Here is a 17,736-nt window from a genome sequence, read left to right on the forward strand (position 1 = left end):
AACTGCCTCCTTACAGATAGCTTGTGAATTTCTTTTCACCCTTAAACTGGATGAGAGTTACCATCATGATAATTCCCAACAATACCATGGCCACCGCACTGGCATAGCCGAATTTTGAGCTGATGAATGCACTGTTATAAATGTGGTAGGCCAGTACCTTGGTCGCCTCCCCAGGGCCTCCCTGGGTTGTGATATACATGGTATCATAGGATTTAAAGGTGGATACCATAAGCATCATCAGAATGAAAAAGGTGGTGGGAGTCACACTTGGCCAGGTAATATGTAAAAACTGTTTCCATTGATTGGCTCCGTCTAAAGACGCCGCTTCATACAATTCTCCTGAAACTCCCTGGAGAGCCGCTAAATAAACCACCATATAATAACCCATGCTTTTCCAGACTGTAAGGCCGATGATGGTGGGCAGGGCCCACTTCGTGGAAGCTGCCCACCTGGGAGGGTTTAACATCCCTAAAGCCATGAGAATGCTGTTAACAGGACCCCGGTCCGGATTAAACAGGGCCATCCATACAACGGCTACTGCCACAAGAGACGCCACATAGGGAAAGAAAAGAACGGAACGGAAAAATACGCGTCCTTTTAACTCCTTGTTCATCAATATCGCCAGAGACAATGCAAATACCATGGTAACAGGCACAGTTACCAGAGTATAACACAGTGTGTTTTTCAGTGCAATCCAGAAGCTTGAATCTTTTGTAAACATTGTTATAAAATTTTTTAATCCCACAAATCGGATAGGATTGCCCGAATCCCACTCACAAAAGCTTAAAAGCAGTGAGAATACAATAGGTATTAATGTGAAAATAAAAAAACCGATCAAATTGGGAAGAATAAAAGAGTATGCCACCAAAGTCTTCTTTCTGGCCAGCGGCTTTTTGTTTTTTTTCGGATCATGTTCCTTTCTCACAGATTCCTCCTTTCCCAGGCCGGCACTTTCCGGCTGTTTACTGTTTTTCTGCTTCTGAAACTCTGTCATAAAGCTGTTTAAGCCCCTCATCCACAGTAACGCTCTTGGTCATGATTGCGCTGTGCTGTTCCTGTAAAATATTATCAATTTCCTTTGTCAGCCTGTCCATGCGCTGCTCTACCATATATTTATCAACATCAATGTATTCCGACAGTTTTTCAGGCGCATTGGGATATGTCTCATGCATGGAATCAAAGATCCCGCTGATCTTTTCAGAGTTGTAGCCCGGTACGATTCCTGTCTGGGCAAGAAGCTCCGCTCCTTCCTCTCCGCATACGCTGGTGATGAATTTCCATGCCTCTTGCGGATGTTTTGCATAGGCACCGATGGCAACAGGAGTCACTCCTCCAATGGCATTGGTATTGCCGATCCCATCTACATTGGGTATGCTGCAGCAGCCCCAGTTAAAATCCTTTACATTTTCAAGACACATGTTGATGAACCAGGAACCGATCTGAAGCATGGCTGTCTGCTGGTTGTAAAACACACCGGAATAATGGATATTGGAAGCCTTGAGCGCGCCGTAATCCTGAACAACTCCTTCATCCTGCATGGCTAATATTTCTTCATAATACGGTTTTAAGTTTTGATAACTTTCTTTATCCAGCTGATCAAATGCTTCGATTCGTCGTGCGTAATTATAAACATTACTGGGCCATGTATGTACGTGGGCTCCGTATACCTTTTCATTCCCGCTTCCGCTTGTCATTTCAGCTGCCAGTTCATGATATTCCTTCATGGTCATTCCATCCTGTGGATAGGGGACTCCAGCCTTATCAAAAAGGTCTTTGTTGTAGAATATCATGTTATTGTCTTTTCTGAATGGAACCCCATAGGTTTTTCCATCCAGCTGCAGCTGGTCAATCAAACCTAAATAATGATCTTTGCTGAAGGAATCGTCCTGTGCCATGAAATCATCTAAAGCAAGCACATGGCCCTGTAAGATCAGGGCGCTTAATGCCGGAGTTCCCTTTGTAAACACAACATCAAAATCCTGCTTTCCTCCAAGCTGCGTGGTAATGGTGTTATCATACTCATCTGCGGAAAACTCCACCGGCTCTACTGTAATGTCAGGGTTCTTTTCCATAAACGCATCAAACATAGTCTTATAATACTTGGTATTGGAATAATCCCAAAGAGCCACTTTAATGGTCACCTTTTCATTGCCTCCGGATTTTCCTGCGGACTGGCTGCTGCATCCCGTGATCCCCCCGGCTGCCATGATCATTGCCATGAAACCTGCTAATAACTGTTTCCTTTTCATATTTTTCCTCCTGTTCCCTTCTTTTTATTACCAGATGAAGATTCCCTTTCCGGAAAGCTTACATACTGCTTCAATAAAATAATAATCCCCATAAATAATGGAAAATTCGTGGGTTTTGTCATGGTAGGCAGCGGTACACTTTTTAAGAAGATTATCTGTCTTATGATCCCAGCAGCACCGCTCCTGCTCCAACGCCTTTAACAGCTTAAGAGCCCAATTAAGATAGACCTGGCTGTCCCTGCCTTCCGTATTTTTGGCGATTTCAATCAGACCGCAGGCTGCAATGGCCGCTGCCGTTGAATCTTCCCATGTGCAGGTTTCCGGCTGCCGGAAATCCACCGGAATGAGGCCGTTTTCCGGAATATTGGAAATAAAGTAATGCACAATCTTTCTGGCCGTATGTAAATAATGGACCTCTCCTGTATGGATGTAGCTGAGTACAAAGCCATAAAGACCCCAGCTCTGACCTCTTGTCCAGGAAGAACCTTCTCCATATCCCTGCCCGCCGTGGGTTTTTCTCATTTCCCCGGTAAACGGGTCAAACTCCACAATATGACTGACCGATCCGTCTTCCCTTACAAAGTATTTCCCCGCTGTTACGGCGTGAGCCTCTGCGATCTGCTTAAACCTTGGATCCTGTGTCACCTCACTGGCCCAGTACAGCAGCGGAAGGTTCATCATGCAGTCAATGATTGCATAACCCCTGTGGTCATCTTCTCCCCAGTCGTTCCACGCCCGGATGAAATTCCCGGAAAGATTGAATCTTCCTGCCAGATTGTCTGCTGCCAGCAAAGCTCTGTTACGGGACTTCTGATTCCGGTCAATCCGGTAATGGGCCACTGCCGTTGGAAGCCATTTAAAGCCATTGTCATGGTCCAGGCCCTCCGGGTTCATCAGAACGGCATCCAGCTTTTCCTCCAGCTTTATGGCTGTTTCCTTATAAAGCGGTTCTCCTGTCACGGAAAAAAGCTGCCACATTATGCCTCCCCAGAAGCCATTTGTCCACCAGGCGATATCATCACTTCCGGAACGGTCATCAAATACTCCGTCAATGGCTGTATAAGGCACCTTATCCTTTGTCCGCTCTGTTACGGGCATCATTTTGCCGGTTATCTTCTCAAGGGCAGATGATACCCAATCCCTATCCTGCTGTGATAAATTCATCTCCTTCTCCTTTCCTTACCATGTTAAAGCAAAACCTTAACACACTCTCCCTTATATATAACATGGATCTGCTTTTCCAAAATCTCTACCTGGGGTTTCTCCTTCATGAGAATTTCTGCCTCAGGGGATTTATCCGCAAATACACTGGTTACCATAACATGGGTCCCTTCCTCATAAACTGCCCTGACCGTGGGAATGACTGTAAGATTATAAAGCAGGTTGGTATTGGGAAATGCGGAAACCAGTTCCGGCATCCCTCCCGTTTCACCTATGATCCCGCTGATTCCCCATGGAAAGACTGCAAACAGGGAGTTTCCCTCCGCTTTTACATCTTCTGCCTCAAATTTGCCTGATTTCCTGCCTTTTTCCAATTGGAAACAGTTCTCCTGAGGGATGGCAAACCCTCCGTCAGCCGCTTCCACAGGAATAGAATTTGATATCTTATGGATCCTGACATGCCAGGAAAAGCACGGGATCACGGTACTTTCTATGGTTACCCCGGGTATGGGGCTGTATCTGGAGGTAAGGGTCTGGTGATTTATGGAGAAATCATGCTGGCCCCACCTCATAAAATACCGGTTTTCTCCTTTGAGCGAAACGGCCAGCGTATTGTCAAAAGCTCCCTCTGCCAGACCGGTGCCCTTAGAGACGCTGAAACCAAACTGATTGGAATAAACAAATTTTTCGTATTTTTCCGGTCCGCCTCCATGATTGTGCTTTAAATGCTGTCCAGCCACATATGCCTGTGCATGGCCATATTGATCATGGGTTATGAGCATATGGGGATGAATGAGAAGCTTTTTCGGTTCATATGGATAATTCCGTGGCTCTGCCTTCCAAAACGGATGGTCCTCATTAAGGCCCAGAATCAAAAAGGCCTTATTACACCAGTAGGGGGAGCCGCAGCCATTATAGGACTCACTCATGGAAAGGCTGGGATAGCCGTAGCCGATCGTTAAAATTCCGGAATGGTCAAAAACCGGCCGCCTCATCCAGGACTCCAGATTTCTTAAAGTCAAATTCTTAAGTATCCCATAATCCACATCAAGATCTGCAAAGGCCATTGCTCCAAAGGGACCGCAGTGGGCATAGCGGTAGGTCAGGCTCCTTCCAAATGGAATTTCCTCTCCGTTATTAGCAAACCAGTACACATAGTCATTGTAAAACTGTGTGCTCCGTTCCCTTAACAGCCTGCACCGCTCCGGTTCCATGCCATCCATCAGCTTTGCATAAAGCAGTCCGTAATAATGGATGGCAAATGCCACATAATAATCCACCTGCCCGGGATTGCCGTCGCAATACCAGCCATCTCCTGTGTAAAAGCTTTCCATCAGGCCAAAATCTTCCTCCAAGCGTTCTTTGGAACATTCCAGCCCCAAAAGCCGGAACATCATATTGGTAAGGATCCGGAAATAACGCCAGTTGTTTTTTGGCATATCGTGTTCATTCATCTGCCGCAGCCAGTTATATAAGTTTTTCTTTTCTCTTTCTTCCAAAGGATCCCATAGCTTATCCCGGTTAATGGCTATGGCAAATACCACGGCAGCCACCTCCACCATCTTCTGGTCATAGTCAAATATATCCCCCCAATATTCCTCATCCTCCGGAGTTGTGCCATGGATGATCCCTTCCCGGTAAAGCTCAAGCCACTCCCTTATTTCCTCCTGCTCCTCTTTGGGCAGGTTTTTGTTGTCAGCTGACCAGAGCGGGCCAAGCCCCCATAAGATCCTGGCAAACCCTTCCATTCTGGCGGATTTTTCCCCATAATGGACGCCTGTATTTCCCAGGTGCAAAAATGCATGACAAGGACTGTAAAATGGCTTTAAAGGGCTTATGGTATCCAAGAAAAGTTTAACCGCATCCTTCCTCGTTCTTAAAGTGATGTCCATCCCTGATGTCCTCCTGTGGTTTATCATTTTTTACATAATATCACATAGGAGCTTTTTGGATATTGGTTTTTATGCTATATTTATGTCATATTGTACTGACTTTCATTGTTATATCACCCTGTTTTTTCTTTTAATAAACTTATATTTTTATTTATATTGCATACTTTTATTTGCAGACAGGAGGAGATTTATCATGAATGAGATCACCATTCAGCCAATTGAACAGCTGCTTGTATCACATATCCGCACCTGCCAGAACGCAGAACGAACACTTCATTTGCACAATAACGCATACGAGATCATGCTGTTTAAAAGCGGAAATGTAGATTACTTTATCAATAACGTCACTTACCATTTAACGCCGGGCTGTCTGACCTTTATATGTCCCAATGATATCCACGGACTGTTTATCAAGGATAACAATCCCTACGAAAGAATTCCGATCCACATCGGGGAAAGCTTTGCGGACAACTTATCAACACCTGTTACAGATCTTTTCAGCTGTTTCCACAACGGAAGGCCGGAACGCCTTTATCATCTGAACAAAGAGCAGATGGCGGAATATGAGCATTACGCCGACACCATCATAACGGCTTTGAATGAGAAGGCCTTTGGCTATGATCTCCGGGTGAAGGCCTGCCTGCTGTTCATCCTTTTGCTGGCCAATACAGCCGCCCGGTCCAATAATATGTATCTGGGAGATATTTCTCCCAAAATCATCCGTGATACCATCAGCTTTGTGGATTCCAACTTAACCAGTGATATCTCCATTCAGACGATCGCTGATTTTGTTAACATCAGCCGTTCCAGACTGAGTCATTTATTTAAAGAATATACAGGAACTTCTCTTTGGAATTATATCATCACCAGAAGAATACAGTATGCACGTACCCTCTTATTAAAGGGAACTTCTATTACTGCCACCTGCTATGAGTGCGGTTTTAAGGATTATGCCCATTTCGTCAAGGTTTTCAGCAAAATCAACGGCGTTTCTCCAGGCAGATACGCCAAGAATATTCCGGCATATAAAAAAGAAGCTTCTTCTTCGAAGCTTCTTCTTTAATCTTCCTGACCCAAAACAATATTATGTATCCACACGCCCTTCTTAACCAGTACAAAACCAACGATGCATTTGATGATCTCCACCATCTGGCACATAAAATACAAGGGCACAATGGGAATGGCGGTATACCGGCTTAAGGTATAGGCAACCGGAATGCTGACCACCCACATGAACACGCTGTCAAACAAAAAGGTGATCACCGTCTTTCCGCCGGAGCGCAGGGTGAAATAGGCCACATTCATAAACGCATTCATGGGCATACACAGTGCCAGTATGCGGATAAACCAGACGGCCAGGCTCCTGACCTCATCCGTGGTGTTGTAAATCATGGGAAATAAGGGGGCCATGACCGCCAAGAGTCCTCCTATGAGCACACAGGAACCAACGGAAAAAGCGATGAGCTTGGTGTCCGTTTCCCTGGCTTCCTCCATTTTTCCGGCTCCCAAAAGCTGCCCCACAATAATGGAGACCGCGCTTCCAAGGGCAAGATAAACCACATTAAATACATTTCCTATGGTGGCGGATATATTAAGGCCTGCCACCGCGATCAGTCCTCTCACAGAATAACACTGCATGAGAGTAGCCACTCCGGCTGCCCAAAGGGCTTCATTTACAATGAGAGGCGTTCCCTTAACAAAGATTTTCCCCACAAGGCCTGCCGGTATATAAAAGCTTTTATAAGCCCCTTCAATAAACGGATTCCTTTTTGTATTCCTGTGGGTCCAGATTATGATAATCGCTGCTTCCACAAATCTGGCCATAACGGTTGCAATTGCGGCTCCCACCACCCCCAGGACCGGAGCTCCAAGCTTTCCAAAGATCAGGATATAATTAAACACAAGATTTACCAGGACAGCCACGATTCCGGCTTTCATGGGCACTACTGTTTCTGCGCATTCCCTTAAGGTGCTGACATAAGCCTGCTCCAGGGCAAAGGGCACCAATCCTATAAGCATGACAAGCATATACCGTCTTCCGTGCATCAGCGCAGTGGCAAGCTCCGCCTCGTTGCCCTCTCCATGGAGATACATGGCGATCATATCCTCTCCGAAGAAAAAGAACACAGCCACCGCAGCCACCGCCAGAAGGGCACAGCAGATGATTTTAAACCGGAACGTATGCCGGACTCCATCGTGTCTTCCGCAGCCATAGAATTGGGCTCCGAAAATGCCTGCACCTGATATGATCCCAAAAATGCTGATGTTAAAAACAAAGATCAGCTGGTTCACAATGGCAACGCCGGACATCTGCTCGGTTCCTACCATGCCCACCATAATATTATCCAGCAGGCTGACAAAGTTGGTGATCCCGTTTTGGACCATAATGGGAATGGCGATTGTCAGCACCATCCTGTAAAATGCTTTGTTTCCGATAAATTTTTTCATAAACTCTTCCAGCAAAAGCGCACTTTTCTGTTATACCTCCGTAATGTAAATTTTCTGCCTTACGTTATACTCTTCTTTCCGTATGATTACTTTATATGGAATAAAGGCTTATGTCAACAGAATCCTGCCTTTTGACCTGGCTTTTCGCAAAAAGGAGCGGGAAAAATGAAAAAGCGGCGTCAGCTGCCTGACAGATAAAATCCCGCCAGGCGGCTGCCGCCGCTGATCCATATCCTTCCCTGTCTGAGCTCACTTTTCCTTTGCCCTTGCAAACAGGCTTTGAAGGAGTATGAAAAATGCCAGCAAAGCCGCAATGGTAATCTTGGTCCACCAGGAGGAAAGAGTCCCCTGGAAGGTGATGAAGGTCTCTATGGTTCCCTTTATTAACACCCCAAACAAACTGCCGAAAACATTTCCCACGCCTCCCGACAGCAATGTCCCCCCGATAACTGCCGAGGCGATGGCTTCCATCTCAAAGCCCTTTGCCTGCTCCACAAAGCCTGCACAGGTATTTAAGCTGAATAAAAACCCGCCTAAGGCACATAAAAAGCCGTTGGCCACATAAACCAAAAGCTTGGTGCGCTTCACATTTAATCCCATCATCAGGGCAGACTGCTCATTTCCTCCTACCGCGTAAACGGTCCGCCCGAATTTCGTATACTTTAACACCACAAATACCAGCACCAGCACCGTCAGGGCGATGAGAACGCTTGGATAGAGAAACGGGTAATTGATCACTCCCTTTTTGTTGGGGGTCCCTCCCAGAAAGGTTAAGTTGATTTTGCTCTTTGCCCATTTTAAAAACAGCTCATTTTTCACGCTGATCATTTCCTGGCTTATGATGGCCGTCATGCCTCTGGCAAAAAACATGCCTGCCAGGGTCACAATAAAGGGCTGTATTTTTAGGTAAGCGATAAAAAATCCCTGGATTAGGCCAAAGACAAGGCCCATGACCAAAACCGTCAAAAGGGCGGGAACAGCTCCGATTCCCTTGATTTCCATCATCCAGGCCAGCATCATGCAGGTAAGGGCTACTACGGAACCTACAGAAATGTCGATTCCCCCTGTGATCATGACCATGGTCATGCCTGCTGCAATAACGATCAGTCCTGCATTGGAGATGAAAAGATTTAAAAATACCTGGGGCTTTGCAAAGCCCTTGCTCTTAAAAATCAGGATCCCGGCTATGTACATTCCCACAAAAAGAGCGATGGTGATCATGAGCAGGAATACCTTTCCATCCATTTTTCCTCTGTTCTTCATTTACGCCACCTTCTTTCCGGCTTCAAAGCCTGTTTGGAACCGTTTTGCCATTTTCTTAAGCTCCGTTGACTGAAGGGCAACTATGACTACCACCACGATTGCCTTATAGACGGGAATCTGGTCCGGGGAAACCCCCATGGCGTATAAGGTGGTACTTAGGGCCTGAATGGTATAAGCTCCGATCACGCTTCCAAGGAGGGAAAATTTACCCCCTCCCAGGCTGTTGCCTCCCAAGGCTACAGCAAGGATGGCATCCAGCTCCAGGTTAAGACCAATATTATTGGCATCTGCCGAATAGATCCTTGATGATGCCACCAGGCCGGATATGCCTGCACAGAGGCCGCAGAATACATAGGAAAGAAAAATGATCATGGAGGATTTGATCCCCATGAGTCTGGAAGCCCTGGAGTTGATTCCCACCGTCTGGATATAAAGCCCCAGGGTGGTTTTTTTTAGTAAAACGTAGGTAAGGACCACCACTAAAAGGGCCACGAATACGGGAGTTGGAATAGGGATTCCCGGAATGCTGGCTCCCAGCATCTTATAGGATTCCACCCGGATGTAGGTGATCTGCCCCCTGGTGATCAGCTGCGCCATACCCCGTCCCGCCGTAAACAGGATCAGGGTCGCCACCATTGGCTGGATCTTCATCTTTGCCACCAGAAACCCGTTAAAGCCTCCGCATAAAATCCCTGCAAGGGCCGCTGCCAGCACGCCTAATATATAAGGATTCTGGAACTCATTCACCGTCTGCAGACCCCCTGACAGGATGTAGCAGCACACGGCCCCTGCCACAGACATGACTGCTCCCACGGAAATGTCCGTGCCGCCGGAAGCCGCCACCACCATGGTCATCCCCACGGCCAGGATCACCAGATCACTGGCCCGGTTGATCACATCGATGATGTATCCATACAAAACGCCGTTTTTTATGGTCACCTGAAAAAAGGTAGGCGTCTTGATGAGATTTGAGAGAAGCACCAGGACCAGGCAGAACAGGGGCAGGAATAACCGGGTTCCTGTTATTTTCTTCACAATCACTGTCATCCTATTCATCTTCCATACCTCCTGCGATCGCCTTCATAATGTTGTTCTGATCCAGCTCGCCTTCCTCCAGTTCCCCCACCTTCTGTCCATCCCGGAGTATTGCCATGCGGCTGCAGGTGCGCAGCATTTCCTCTACCTCCGAGGAAATGAACATCACGGACTTTCCTTCCTCAGAAAGCTTTACCACCAGCTTCTGGATCTCTGTCTTGGTTCCCACATCGATCCCTCTGGTAGGCTCATCTAATATGAGGAAATCCGGGTCTGTAAGAAGCCATCTTCCTAAGATCACCTTTTGCTGGTTTCCTCCGCTTAAGCTTTTTATAGGGGTCTCCCTGTTAGCTGTCTTAATCTGTAAAAGATCTATATACTTATCTGCAAGCTCCTCCTGCTCCTTTCTTCCAAGGAGACGGAACATTCCCTTTTTTGCCTGAAGAGCCAGAATTAAGTTCTCCCGCACCGATAGATCCGCCACGATCCCTTCTTCCTTCCTGTTTTCCGGAAGATAGGCCATTCCGGCCATCATGGCATCAAGAGGGGCTGTCACGGAAACCGGACGTCCCTTTACCGTTAATTCTCCGCTGTCCGGCTTATCCGCACCGTAAAGGCTTCTGGCAAGCTCCGACCGCCCGGAGCCTAAAAGTCCTGTAAGGCCGATCACTTCCCCTTTGCGGATCATAAGATCATAAGGTTTAATGGTCCCCTGCTTTCCGATCCCCTTGGCATGGATCACCACTTCCCCGGACGTTTCCTTTGCTTCCCCGCTTTTCTTTATGGCAGCCAGGTCGTCAAAATCCTTTCCCATCATCTTGGCCACCAGCTGGACTCTGGGCAGCTTTTCCGTTTCATACTCTCCTACCAGGGCGCCGTTTCTGAGAACCGTGATCCTGTCGCAGACCTCATACACCTGTTCCAGGAAATGAGTGACAAAGATGATCCCCACGCCTTCCGATTTCAGGCGGTTCATCAGCTTAAACAGCTTCTCCACCTCATGGTCATCAAGAGAAGATGTGGGTTCGTCAAGGATCAGCACCTTTGCAGACATATCCACAGCCCTGGCAATGGCAAACATCTGCTGCAAGGCAATGGAGTAGTTTTCCAGGGCCCTGGTCACGTCTATGTGGATATCCAGGCTTTCCAGCAGATCCTTTGCTCTCTTATTCATGATTTTCCAGTCAATCATGCCGGCACGCTTTGGTTCCCTGCCGATAAATAAGTTTTCCGCTACAGATAAATTTGGACAGAGATTGACCTCCTGGTAGACTGTGCTGATCCCATGGGCCTGTGCTTCCTGAGGGGAATGGTTGATGATGTTCCCCTGAAACCCTTCAATGGTGATTTCTCCTGATTCAAACTCTTCCACTCCTGTAAGGACCTTAATGAGAGTGGATTTTCCTGCTCCGTTCTCTCCCATGAGAGCATGGATCTCTCCGCTTCTTAAGGTAAAATCCACGTGGTCAAGGGCCTTCACGCCAGGAAATGTTTTTGAAATGCTTCGCATGGCTAATACGATTTTATTGGGCATAGAAACCCTTCCTTTCCTTCCCCGCCCCGCTTAAAACGGCAAATTCAGGGATTAAAAAAGGTGCAGAGAGGAGGAATGAAAACCGCCATCCTCCATCCTTTTGCACCTGTTTCTCTAGATTCGCTCTTTTTTACGGCACCAAGGCCCCTGGGATCAATATGCCCTCTTCGGTTTTTCTTCAGCAGCCGTGTCAGCCGGGTACACACCTTCCTGTACATAGGCGATCTTATCTACGTTTTCACCCTTTTCCAGCTTCTGAATGATTTCAGCCACACGGGGACCGTGAAGCGGGTTGCATTCTACGGATACGTTCATATCCCCGGCAATCATGGAATCAAAAGCAGCTGCAACCGCGTCAAAGGAAATGATGATGATATCGCCCTTTGGCCCGCAGGTCTTTCCTGCCGCCTTGATGGCGTCAATGGCTCCAAAGGCCATGTTGTCATTTTCAGCGATCACAACATCAATGTCATCATAGGTCTTTAAGAAGGATTCCATGACCTCCTGTCCCTTTGCCTGAGTAAATTCTCCTGTCTGACGCTCTAACATCTTCCACTTGGGATGATCCTTCATCTTTTCTTCCACGCCGTCGGTACGGCCGATCTGGGCGGAGGAACCGATGGTGCCCTGCAGGGTCACGATGTTGATGTCATCGTCTGCCCGGTTATTCTTCTTTAAATATTCATCAAGCCAGGCAACCGCATCATATCCTTCCTGAAGGAAATTGGAACCCACCCATGCAGTATAAAGAGAGTCATCGGAAACATCGATCATACGGTCAACAATGATAACCGGGATTCCTGCATCCTTTGCTTCCTGCAAAACCGTATCCCAGCCTGTTTCCGTAACCGGCGCGATAACAATATAGTCCACATCCTGCTGGATAAAGTTTCTGACAGCCTTTAACTGGTTTTCCTGCTTCTGCTGCGCATCATCGAATATCAGCTTATACCCGTTTGCTTCCGTAAACGTGGATTTCATGGATTCGGTGTTTGCCGTTCTCCAGTCAGACTCCGCACCTACCTGGGAAAAGCCTACCACCAGCAGTTCCTTTTTCTCCTCTGCCTTTGCAGCTTCTGTCTTGGCAGCCTCTGTCGTCTCCGCAGCAGCCTCTGTTTTTGTTTCCCCGCCGGCAGGCGCTGCTGTGGTTGCCGCTGTCTGAGAGCCGCTGCATCCGGATAATACCATGGCTGCGGTCATGGCAGCCGCCGTCATCATGCCCAATAATCTTTTCTTCATATCAATTCCCTCCAAATGATATATCGTGTTTGCTCTTCTTAGTAACTACCTGTATCATAGCGATTGCATGCCCTTTTCTCAATGCAAAATCTTTTGTAAAGGGTTGAGTTTTTTACGCTTTTGCCGGGCATTCCGGAACAAGGTTGGTTTTTTTCGGAAAAAGGTTGGTTTTTTTATCTGTTCCCCTTTAAAGAAGCCGGAATCCTGACAGTCACTGAGGTCCCCGCTCCGTACTGGCTTTCAATGTGCAGCCCATAGGCTTCCCCGAAATTCAGCCGGATCCGCTCCGCCACATTGGCGATTCCAAAGCCTTCCCGAAGGCCAACATCCTCTCCTCCCCTGCTCACCAGCTTCTGCATTTTTTCAAGCTCTTCCGGTTTCATACCAATGCCGTTATCCTCCACCTTTAACAGGATGTCCCCCTCTTCCTGCCAGCCGGTGATCTTTAGAAAACCCTTTTTCCTGCAATTCTTGATCCCATGATAAAGGGCATTCTCCACAATGGGCTGCAGGGTCAGCTTTAAGATGGAGTAATCCATGATCTGCTCCTTAAAATCGATCTCATAATCCAGAATATCCTCATAGCGGAAATGCTGGATCTGGAGATAGCTGTTCACATGCTCCGCCTCTCCCCTGACGGTGATAAAATCACGGCCGTTGTTCAGTCCCATCCGGAGAAAGGAAGAAAGGGCTGTGATCATTTCCACCACCTCCTGATGTCGTTTCCCCTCTGCCAGCCAGACGATGGTATCTAAGGTGTTATAAAGAAAATGAGGATTAATCTGGGCCTGGAGAAGCTTTAATTCGGCCTTTCTCTTTAACTCCTGTTCCTCCTTAATGTGGTCGATCAGCTCTACAATGCGGACTACCATGTGATCATACTGGTCGCTTAACATCTGGATCTCCCTGATATTGCTCCTGGGCGCATTGGCCTTTAAACTGCCGTTTGCAAGGACCATGGTATATTCACACAGCTCCTCAATGGGCCTTGTGATCTTCTTTCCAAAGGAAGAAAAGGAAGCCATTAAAAACACAATGATATAAGCGGAAACCATGATACAGAGGGCAATGGCCCGCTTTGTCTGGGAATCCAGCTTCCGGCGCATGGATTCCAGAGTCTTTGTTTCATTGTAAATATAATCCGACATGGTTTCTTCGATTAAGTCGGTGATCACATAAATGTCCTTGTCCAGCCGCTCCATGTTCCGGTCATAATCCCCGATAATATTGCTGGTGCGGATGTCCTCGATCCTTTTTTCCAGAATGCCTATGAGAATGATGATCCCGTCAAGCCCCTTTTTGCTGTTTTCCTGGGGAGTGGAATCCTTCAGCTGCTCAAACAGCCTGCGGGAATTTTCCAGCTCCTCATAAGGATTTAAGGAATCAAAGCTGTCCGCTCCGATGACGATGCGGTACATCTTATAATCGATGTTGGATTTAAAGTCAAAATTGAACTCCGTGGCCATGGTTAAGTTCCGGATGCTCTGCCGGTACTGCTTATTCTGCCATGCCATCATATACAGCAATATCCCAATCATAATAATGACCGGGATAAATACGATTGCCTGCATGGACTGTATTTTCGCTTTGATCGAATCACGTTTGCAGTTCATTTCTGCCTCCTGACCGGAATGCTTTGGGCGTAATTCCATGTGTCTTTTTAAATATGTAGCTGAAATAGTGAGGATCCTTATATCCCACCTGATATCCGATCTCCGAGGCACGAAGGTCTGTCTTAAGAAGCAGCTCTTTCGCAGCCTCCATCCGCACCTTTGTTAAATATTCCACAAAGGTGATGCCCATTTCCTGGCTGAATATGGTGCTGAAATGATTGGGGCTTATATTCACGGTGGAAGACACCACATTTAAGGAAATATCCTCATCCTGAAAGTGATTTCCAATATAATCCCTGGCCTTGTCAAGAACCAGACGATACTTTTTCTGGGAACAGGTGGTGCGGAGGGTGACAGCCTTTGTTAAGATCTCCCTGGCGTATTTTACCGCAGCTTCTTCCGATCCCACCCAGGGCTTTATGGTCTCTGCATCTCCGAATTCCTTCAGCACCTGCTCCGGTTCAAACCCAAGCTGGGTGACAAAGCTTACCGCGGCGAGATACATATCCACTAGCAGATACTGCCGGAAGATCAGGGATTTGAAGTTATCCCCGCAGGCCTCTAAATATTCCTCCAGAAAATACTTCACCTCAGGAACAGAACCGTTTTTAAGAAAGTTGGGGACAATGTCCCTGCCCAGTTTCGTTATATCCAGACCTTCCAGGCTGAGGCTTCCCGAATCATCATGAAGCCGTACTGCGGCCTCTGCCGTAAGAAACTGGTTGTATTCCAGCATGTAACGGCAGGCGTATGCCCGGCTAGCTGCCTTAAAACAGGCCTTAAGCTCACTGAGCCTGCGGACCGGAACGCCGGTCCCCCCGAAATACTCCATACCCGGGCAGGATTCCACAAGGCGGATCAAACGATTTAAGCACGCTGCCACCCTTTTCTCCAAATCTTCTAAGTCATTTCCCATGACAAGAATGGCATACCCTTCCGTCAGCCGGTTAAATACCACTGCCTCCGCCCTGCCTTCAAACTGTTCCTTTACCATCTCATCAAAAATAACTCCCTGATCCGTATACTGTTCCTGTCCATGGGATGGCCTTGCCTGGAACAAAATCAGGTTATAGACCGGAGCGCTGAGAGATAAGCTGTGTTCCTGCCCCTTTAAAAGGATTTCCTGGAGACCTAATTTTCCTGATACAATGGTATCAAACAGCCGGTCCCGCTCCATCCGTTTTCTTTCCTCCTGCTGCTTTAAAAACTCCAGCTTATACCCTTTCTCGCTTCTCTCCTGGATAATGGCTTCGCTCATCCGCTCCAAGGCCTCTAAAAGCTGGCTGCTGCTTACAGGTTTAAGAAGATAATCCGCCGCACCGATCTTTATGGCCCGCTTAGCATACTCAAAATCATCATATCCGCTGAAAAACATGATGCGGATGCCCGGAAGCTGCTTTTTTACCAGCTCGGCCAGCTCAAGCCCGTCCATAAAAGGCATGCGGATATCTGTCAGCAGGATGTCCGGCTTGGATTTTAAAATGAGAGGATAGGCCAGTTCTCCATCCGGCGCCTCCCCTGCGAATTCAAATCCGTACCTTTCCCATGGAATCCCATTTTTAATACCCTCACGGACTATTTTTTCATCCTCTGCAAGAAAAATCTTAACCATATCCAATGCCCCCTGTCTGCCCACGTTCATGACTAAATTATATAAAATCCCAAAAAGAAATATAAGGGAATAATTTCCGTCCCTGGTTTTTCATTCGTAAAAAAATATACTTAATAGTACCACAAAAAGAGGACATCTTAAAGTTCCTGATTCATACGGAATTTTAAGATGCCCTCTCTCTATTTCAGCTTGCCTGCTGTTTTTAATCCAGTTTTTCCCCGTTGGTTTCGATCACCCCTTTATACCAGTCAAAGGATTTCTTTTTCTTTCTGGATAAATCCCCGGTTCCATCATCGTATTTTTCCACATAAATGAAGCCGTAACGCTTTGCCATTTCACCTGTGGAGGCGCTTACCAAGTCAATACAGCCCCATGGAGTGTATCCCATAAGCTCTGCGCCATCCTCCACAGCTTCCCTCATCTGCTCAATGTGTTTCCTTAAGTAATCTATCCGGTAGTCATCCGGAATGCTTCCGTCCTCTTCCTTCTTATCATAAGCCCCCAGACCGTTTTCCACCACCATGAGAGGGATGCGGTAACGTCCGTAAAGCTCATTTAAGGTATAGCGAAGCCCTTTGGGATCGATCTGCCAACCCCAGTCGCTGGATTCTAAGTAAGGATTTTTCGCCCCTCCCATTAAATTGCCGGAGGAGGCTGCCTGTTCCGGAGAAGCGGTGGCGCAGTTGGACATGTAATAGCTGAAGGTATAATAATCCACACAGCCTTCTTTTATTATTTCTAAATCCCCTGGCTCCATCTGAACGGTGATCCCGTTTTCTTTAAAATAACGGTTCATAAAGCTGGGGTATTCTCCCCTTACCTGCACATCGCCACAGAACCGGTTCAAAATCTGATCCCTTTTCTGGGCCTCTAATATATCATCAGGATTACAGGTCAAAGGATAGGTGGTAATATGGCAGATCATACAGCCGATCTTGTTGTCCGGATCGATCTCATGTCCTGCCTTGACTGCTAGAGCGCTGGCTACGAACTGGTGATGAAGTCCCTGGAACCGCAGCTGGGGAATATCCACTTGATTGGTGAAATCCGTTGTTCCCTCATTTAAAATGCCTAAGGAAAGAAAACCGCCCATTGGCATTGTTCCTGCATTGATCTCGTTAAATGTCAGCCAGTATTTCACCTTCCCCTTGTACCGTTTGAACAGGGTTTCAGCATATTTCACAAACAGGCCGATGCACTCTCTGGAAACCCAGCCATTGTACTTTTCCGTAAGGGCAAAAGGCATTTCATAGTGGGATATGGTTATAAGAGGCTCAATTCCATGGCTTAAGCACTCCTCAATCACCTTGTCATAAAATTCCAGACCGGCTTCATTAGGCTCTTCCTCCATGCCTGTAGGGAAAATCCTGGTCCATGCAATGGAGAAGCGGAATACCTTAAAGCCCATTTCCGCAAACAGGGCAATGTCTTCCTTATAATGGTGATAAAAATCAATTGCTTCATGGCTGGGGTAATATGTGTCCGGTTCTATGGTACGGGTGATCCGCTTGGATCTTGTATGGGAACCTCCCGTACATACATCTGCAGCCGATACCCCCTTTCCTGCCTCATTCCATGCCCCTTCACACTGGTTGGCAGCTACTGCTCCTCCCCATAAAAAATCTTCAGAAAATACAGACATATCACACCTCTTTCAAAATGAGTCAAGCAGATATTTGCAATCCGCTTC

Annotated in this window: 13 protein-coding genes; 1 reads left to right on the forward strand and 12 read right to left on the reverse strand. The window is 47.1% G+C overall.

Going from position 1 to position 17,736, the window contains the following annotated elements; translation table 11 throughout:
- Window positions 1-10 precede the first annotated feature (10 nt).
- Genes K401_RS0106935 through K401_RS0106950 form a run of 4 tightly spaced genes read right to left on the reverse strand, consistent with a single transcriptional unit; the run spans window position 11 to window position 5,302 of the window.
- On the reverse strand, window positions 11-994 hold the full coding sequence (locus tag K401_RS0106935; RefSeq protein ID WP_084493081.1) for a carbohydrate ABC transporter permease: 984 nt from the start codon (window positions 992-994) through the stop codon (window positions 11-13).
- Entirely contained in the window at window positions 963-2,249 is a 1,287-nt protein-coding gene (locus K401_RS0106940) for an ABC transporter substrate-binding protein (protein WP_024292277.1), read from the reverse strand. Before K401_RS0106940 ends, K401_RS0106935 begins: the two co-directional genes overlap by 32 nt.
- A gap of 27 nt (window positions 2,250-2,276) precedes the next feature.
- A complete protein-coding gene (locus K401_RS0106945; RefSeq protein WP_024292278.1) occupies window positions 2,277-3,413 on the reverse strand; it encodes a glycoside hydrolase family 88 protein in 1,137 nt (378 codons plus the stop codon).
- A gap of 23 nt (window positions 3,414-3,436) precedes the next feature.
- Window positions 3,437-5,302 carry a DUF2264 domain-containing protein gene (locus K401_RS0106950; RefSeq protein WP_024292279.1) on the reverse strand — a complete coding sequence of 622 codons (1,866 nt, stop codon included), beginning with the start codon at window positions 5,300-5,302 and terminating at the stop codon, window positions 3,437-3,439.
- Between the two features lie 193 nt (window positions 5,303-5,495).
- Here K401_RS0106950 and K401_RS0106955 point away from each other — a divergent pair, with 193 nt between their 5' ends.
- On the forward strand, window positions 5,496-6,365 hold the full coding sequence (locus K401_RS0106955) for an AraC family transcriptional regulator (RefSeq protein WP_024292280.1): 870 nt from the start codon (window positions 5,496-5,498) through the stop codon (window positions 6,363-6,365).
- Here K401_RS0106955 and K401_RS0106960 read toward each other — a convergent pair.
- The 8 genes from K401_RS0106960 to K401_RS0107000 all read right to left on the reverse strand — a co-directional run bounded on the left by K401_RS0106960 (window position 6,362) and on the right by K401_RS0107000 (window position 17,688).
- Complete coding sequence (locus tag K401_RS0106960; protein WP_024292281.1) at window positions 6,362-7,750, reverse strand: MATE family efflux transporter; 1,389 nt, start codon at window positions 7,748-7,750, stop codon at window positions 6,362-6,364. The two genes, K401_RS0106955 and K401_RS0106960, sit on opposite strands and share 4 nt — an antisense overlap.
- A 249-nt stretch (window positions 7,751-7,999) precedes the next feature.
- On the reverse strand, window positions 8,000-9,013 hold the full coding sequence (locus K401_RS0106970; protein WP_024292282.1) for an ABC transporter permease subunit: 1,014 nt from the start codon (window positions 9,011-9,013) through the stop codon (window positions 8,000-8,002).
- Window positions 9,014-10,069: an ABC transporter permease gene (locus K401_RS0106975; RefSeq protein WP_027352538.1), complete on the reverse strand. Its 1,056-nt coding sequence runs from the start codon at window positions 10,067-10,069 to the stop codon at window positions 9,014-9,016.
- Entirely contained in the window at window positions 10,062-11,582 is a 1,521-nt protein-coding gene (locus K401_RS0106980) for a sugar ABC transporter ATP-binding protein (RefSeq protein ID WP_024292284.1), read from the reverse strand. Before K401_RS0106980 ends, K401_RS0106975 begins: the two co-directional genes overlap by 8 nt.
- 153 nt (window positions 11,583-11,735) lie before the next feature.
- Window positions 11,736-12,821, reverse strand: a complete 1,086-nt coding sequence (locus K401_RS0106985) for an ABC transporter substrate-binding protein (RefSeq protein WP_024292285.1) — start codon at window positions 12,819-12,821, stop codon at window positions 11,736-11,738.
- A 173-nt stretch (window positions 12,822-12,994) separates the two neighbouring features.
- On the reverse strand, window positions 12,995-14,434 hold the full coding sequence (locus K401_RS0106990) for a sensor histidine kinase (RefSeq protein ID WP_024292286.1): 1,440 nt from the start codon (window positions 14,432-14,434) through the stop codon (window positions 12,995-12,997).
- On the reverse strand, window positions 14,418-16,046 hold the full coding sequence (locus tag K401_RS0106995; protein WP_024292287.1) for a response regulator transcription factor: 1,629 nt from the start codon (window positions 16,044-16,046) through the stop codon (window positions 14,418-14,420). The genes K401_RS0106990 and K401_RS0106995 overlap by 17 nt, the downstream gene beginning before the upstream one ends.
- 202 nt (window positions 16,047-16,248) lie before the next feature.
- Window positions 16,249-17,688 (reverse strand): glycoside hydrolase family 1 protein, encoded by a 1,440-nt coding sequence (locus K401_RS0107000; protein ID WP_024292288.1) that lies wholly within the window; start codon window positions 17,686-17,688, stop codon window positions 16,249-16,251.
- Window positions 17,689-17,736: the final 48 nt, after the last annotated feature.

It is taken from the genome of Lacrimispora indolis DSM 755 (assembly GCF_000526995.1).
Classification (GTDB): Bacteria; Bacillota; Clostridia; order Lachnospirales; family Lachnospiraceae; genus Lacrimispora; species Lacrimispora indolis.

Excerpts from the sequence above, each read along its gene's own strand:
- K401_RS0106935 (WP_084493081.1), bottom strand. The coding sequence starts at position 994 with ATGACAGAGTTTCAGAAGCAGAAAAACAGTAAACAGCCGGAAAGTGCC.
- K401_RS0106940 (WP_024292277.1), bottom strand. The coding sequence starts at position 2,249 with ATGAAAAGGAAACAGTTATTAGCAGGTTTCATGGCAATGATCATGGCA.
- K401_RS0106945 (WP_024292278.1), bottom strand. The coding sequence starts at position 3,413 with ATGAATTTATCACAGCAGGATAGGGATTGGGTATCATCTGCCCTTGAG.
- K401_RS0106950 (WP_024292279.1), bottom strand. The coding sequence starts at position 5,302 with ATGGACATCACTTTAAGAACGAGGAAGGATGCGGTTAAACTTTTCTTG.
- K401_RS0106955 (WP_024292280.1), top strand. The coding sequence starts at position 5,496 with ATGAATGAGATCACCATTCAGCCAATTGAACAGCTGCTTGTATCACAT.
- K401_RS0106960 (WP_024292281.1), bottom strand. The coding sequence starts at position 7,750 with ATGAAAAAATTTATCGGAAACAAAGCATTTTACAGGATGGTGCTGACA.
- K401_RS0106970 (WP_024292282.1), bottom strand. The coding sequence starts at position 9,013 with ATGAAGAACAGAGGAAAAATGGATGGAAAGGTATTCCTGCTCATGATC.
- K401_RS0106975 (WP_027352538.1), bottom strand. The coding sequence starts at position 10,069 with ATGAATAGGATGACAGTGATTGTGAAGAAAATAACAGGAACCCGGTTA.
- K401_RS0106980 (WP_024292284.1), bottom strand. The coding sequence starts at position 11,582 with ATGCCCAATAAAATCGTATTAGCCATGCGAAGCATTTCAAAAACATTT.
- K401_RS0106985 (WP_024292285.1), bottom strand. The coding sequence starts at position 12,821 with ATGAAGAAAAGATTATTGGGCATGATGACGGCGGCTGCCATGACCGCA.
- K401_RS0106990 (WP_024292286.1), bottom strand. The coding sequence starts at position 14,434 with ATGAACTGCAAACGTGATTCGATCAAAGCGAAAATACAGTCCATGCAG.
- K401_RS0106995 (WP_024292287.1), bottom strand. The coding sequence starts at position 16,046 with ATGGTTAAGATTTTTCTTGCAGAGGATGAAAAAATAGTCCGTGAGGGT.
- K401_RS0107000 (WP_024292288.1), bottom strand. The coding sequence starts at position 17,688 with ATGTCTGTATTTTCTGAAGATTTTTTATGGGGAGGAGCAGTAGCTGCC.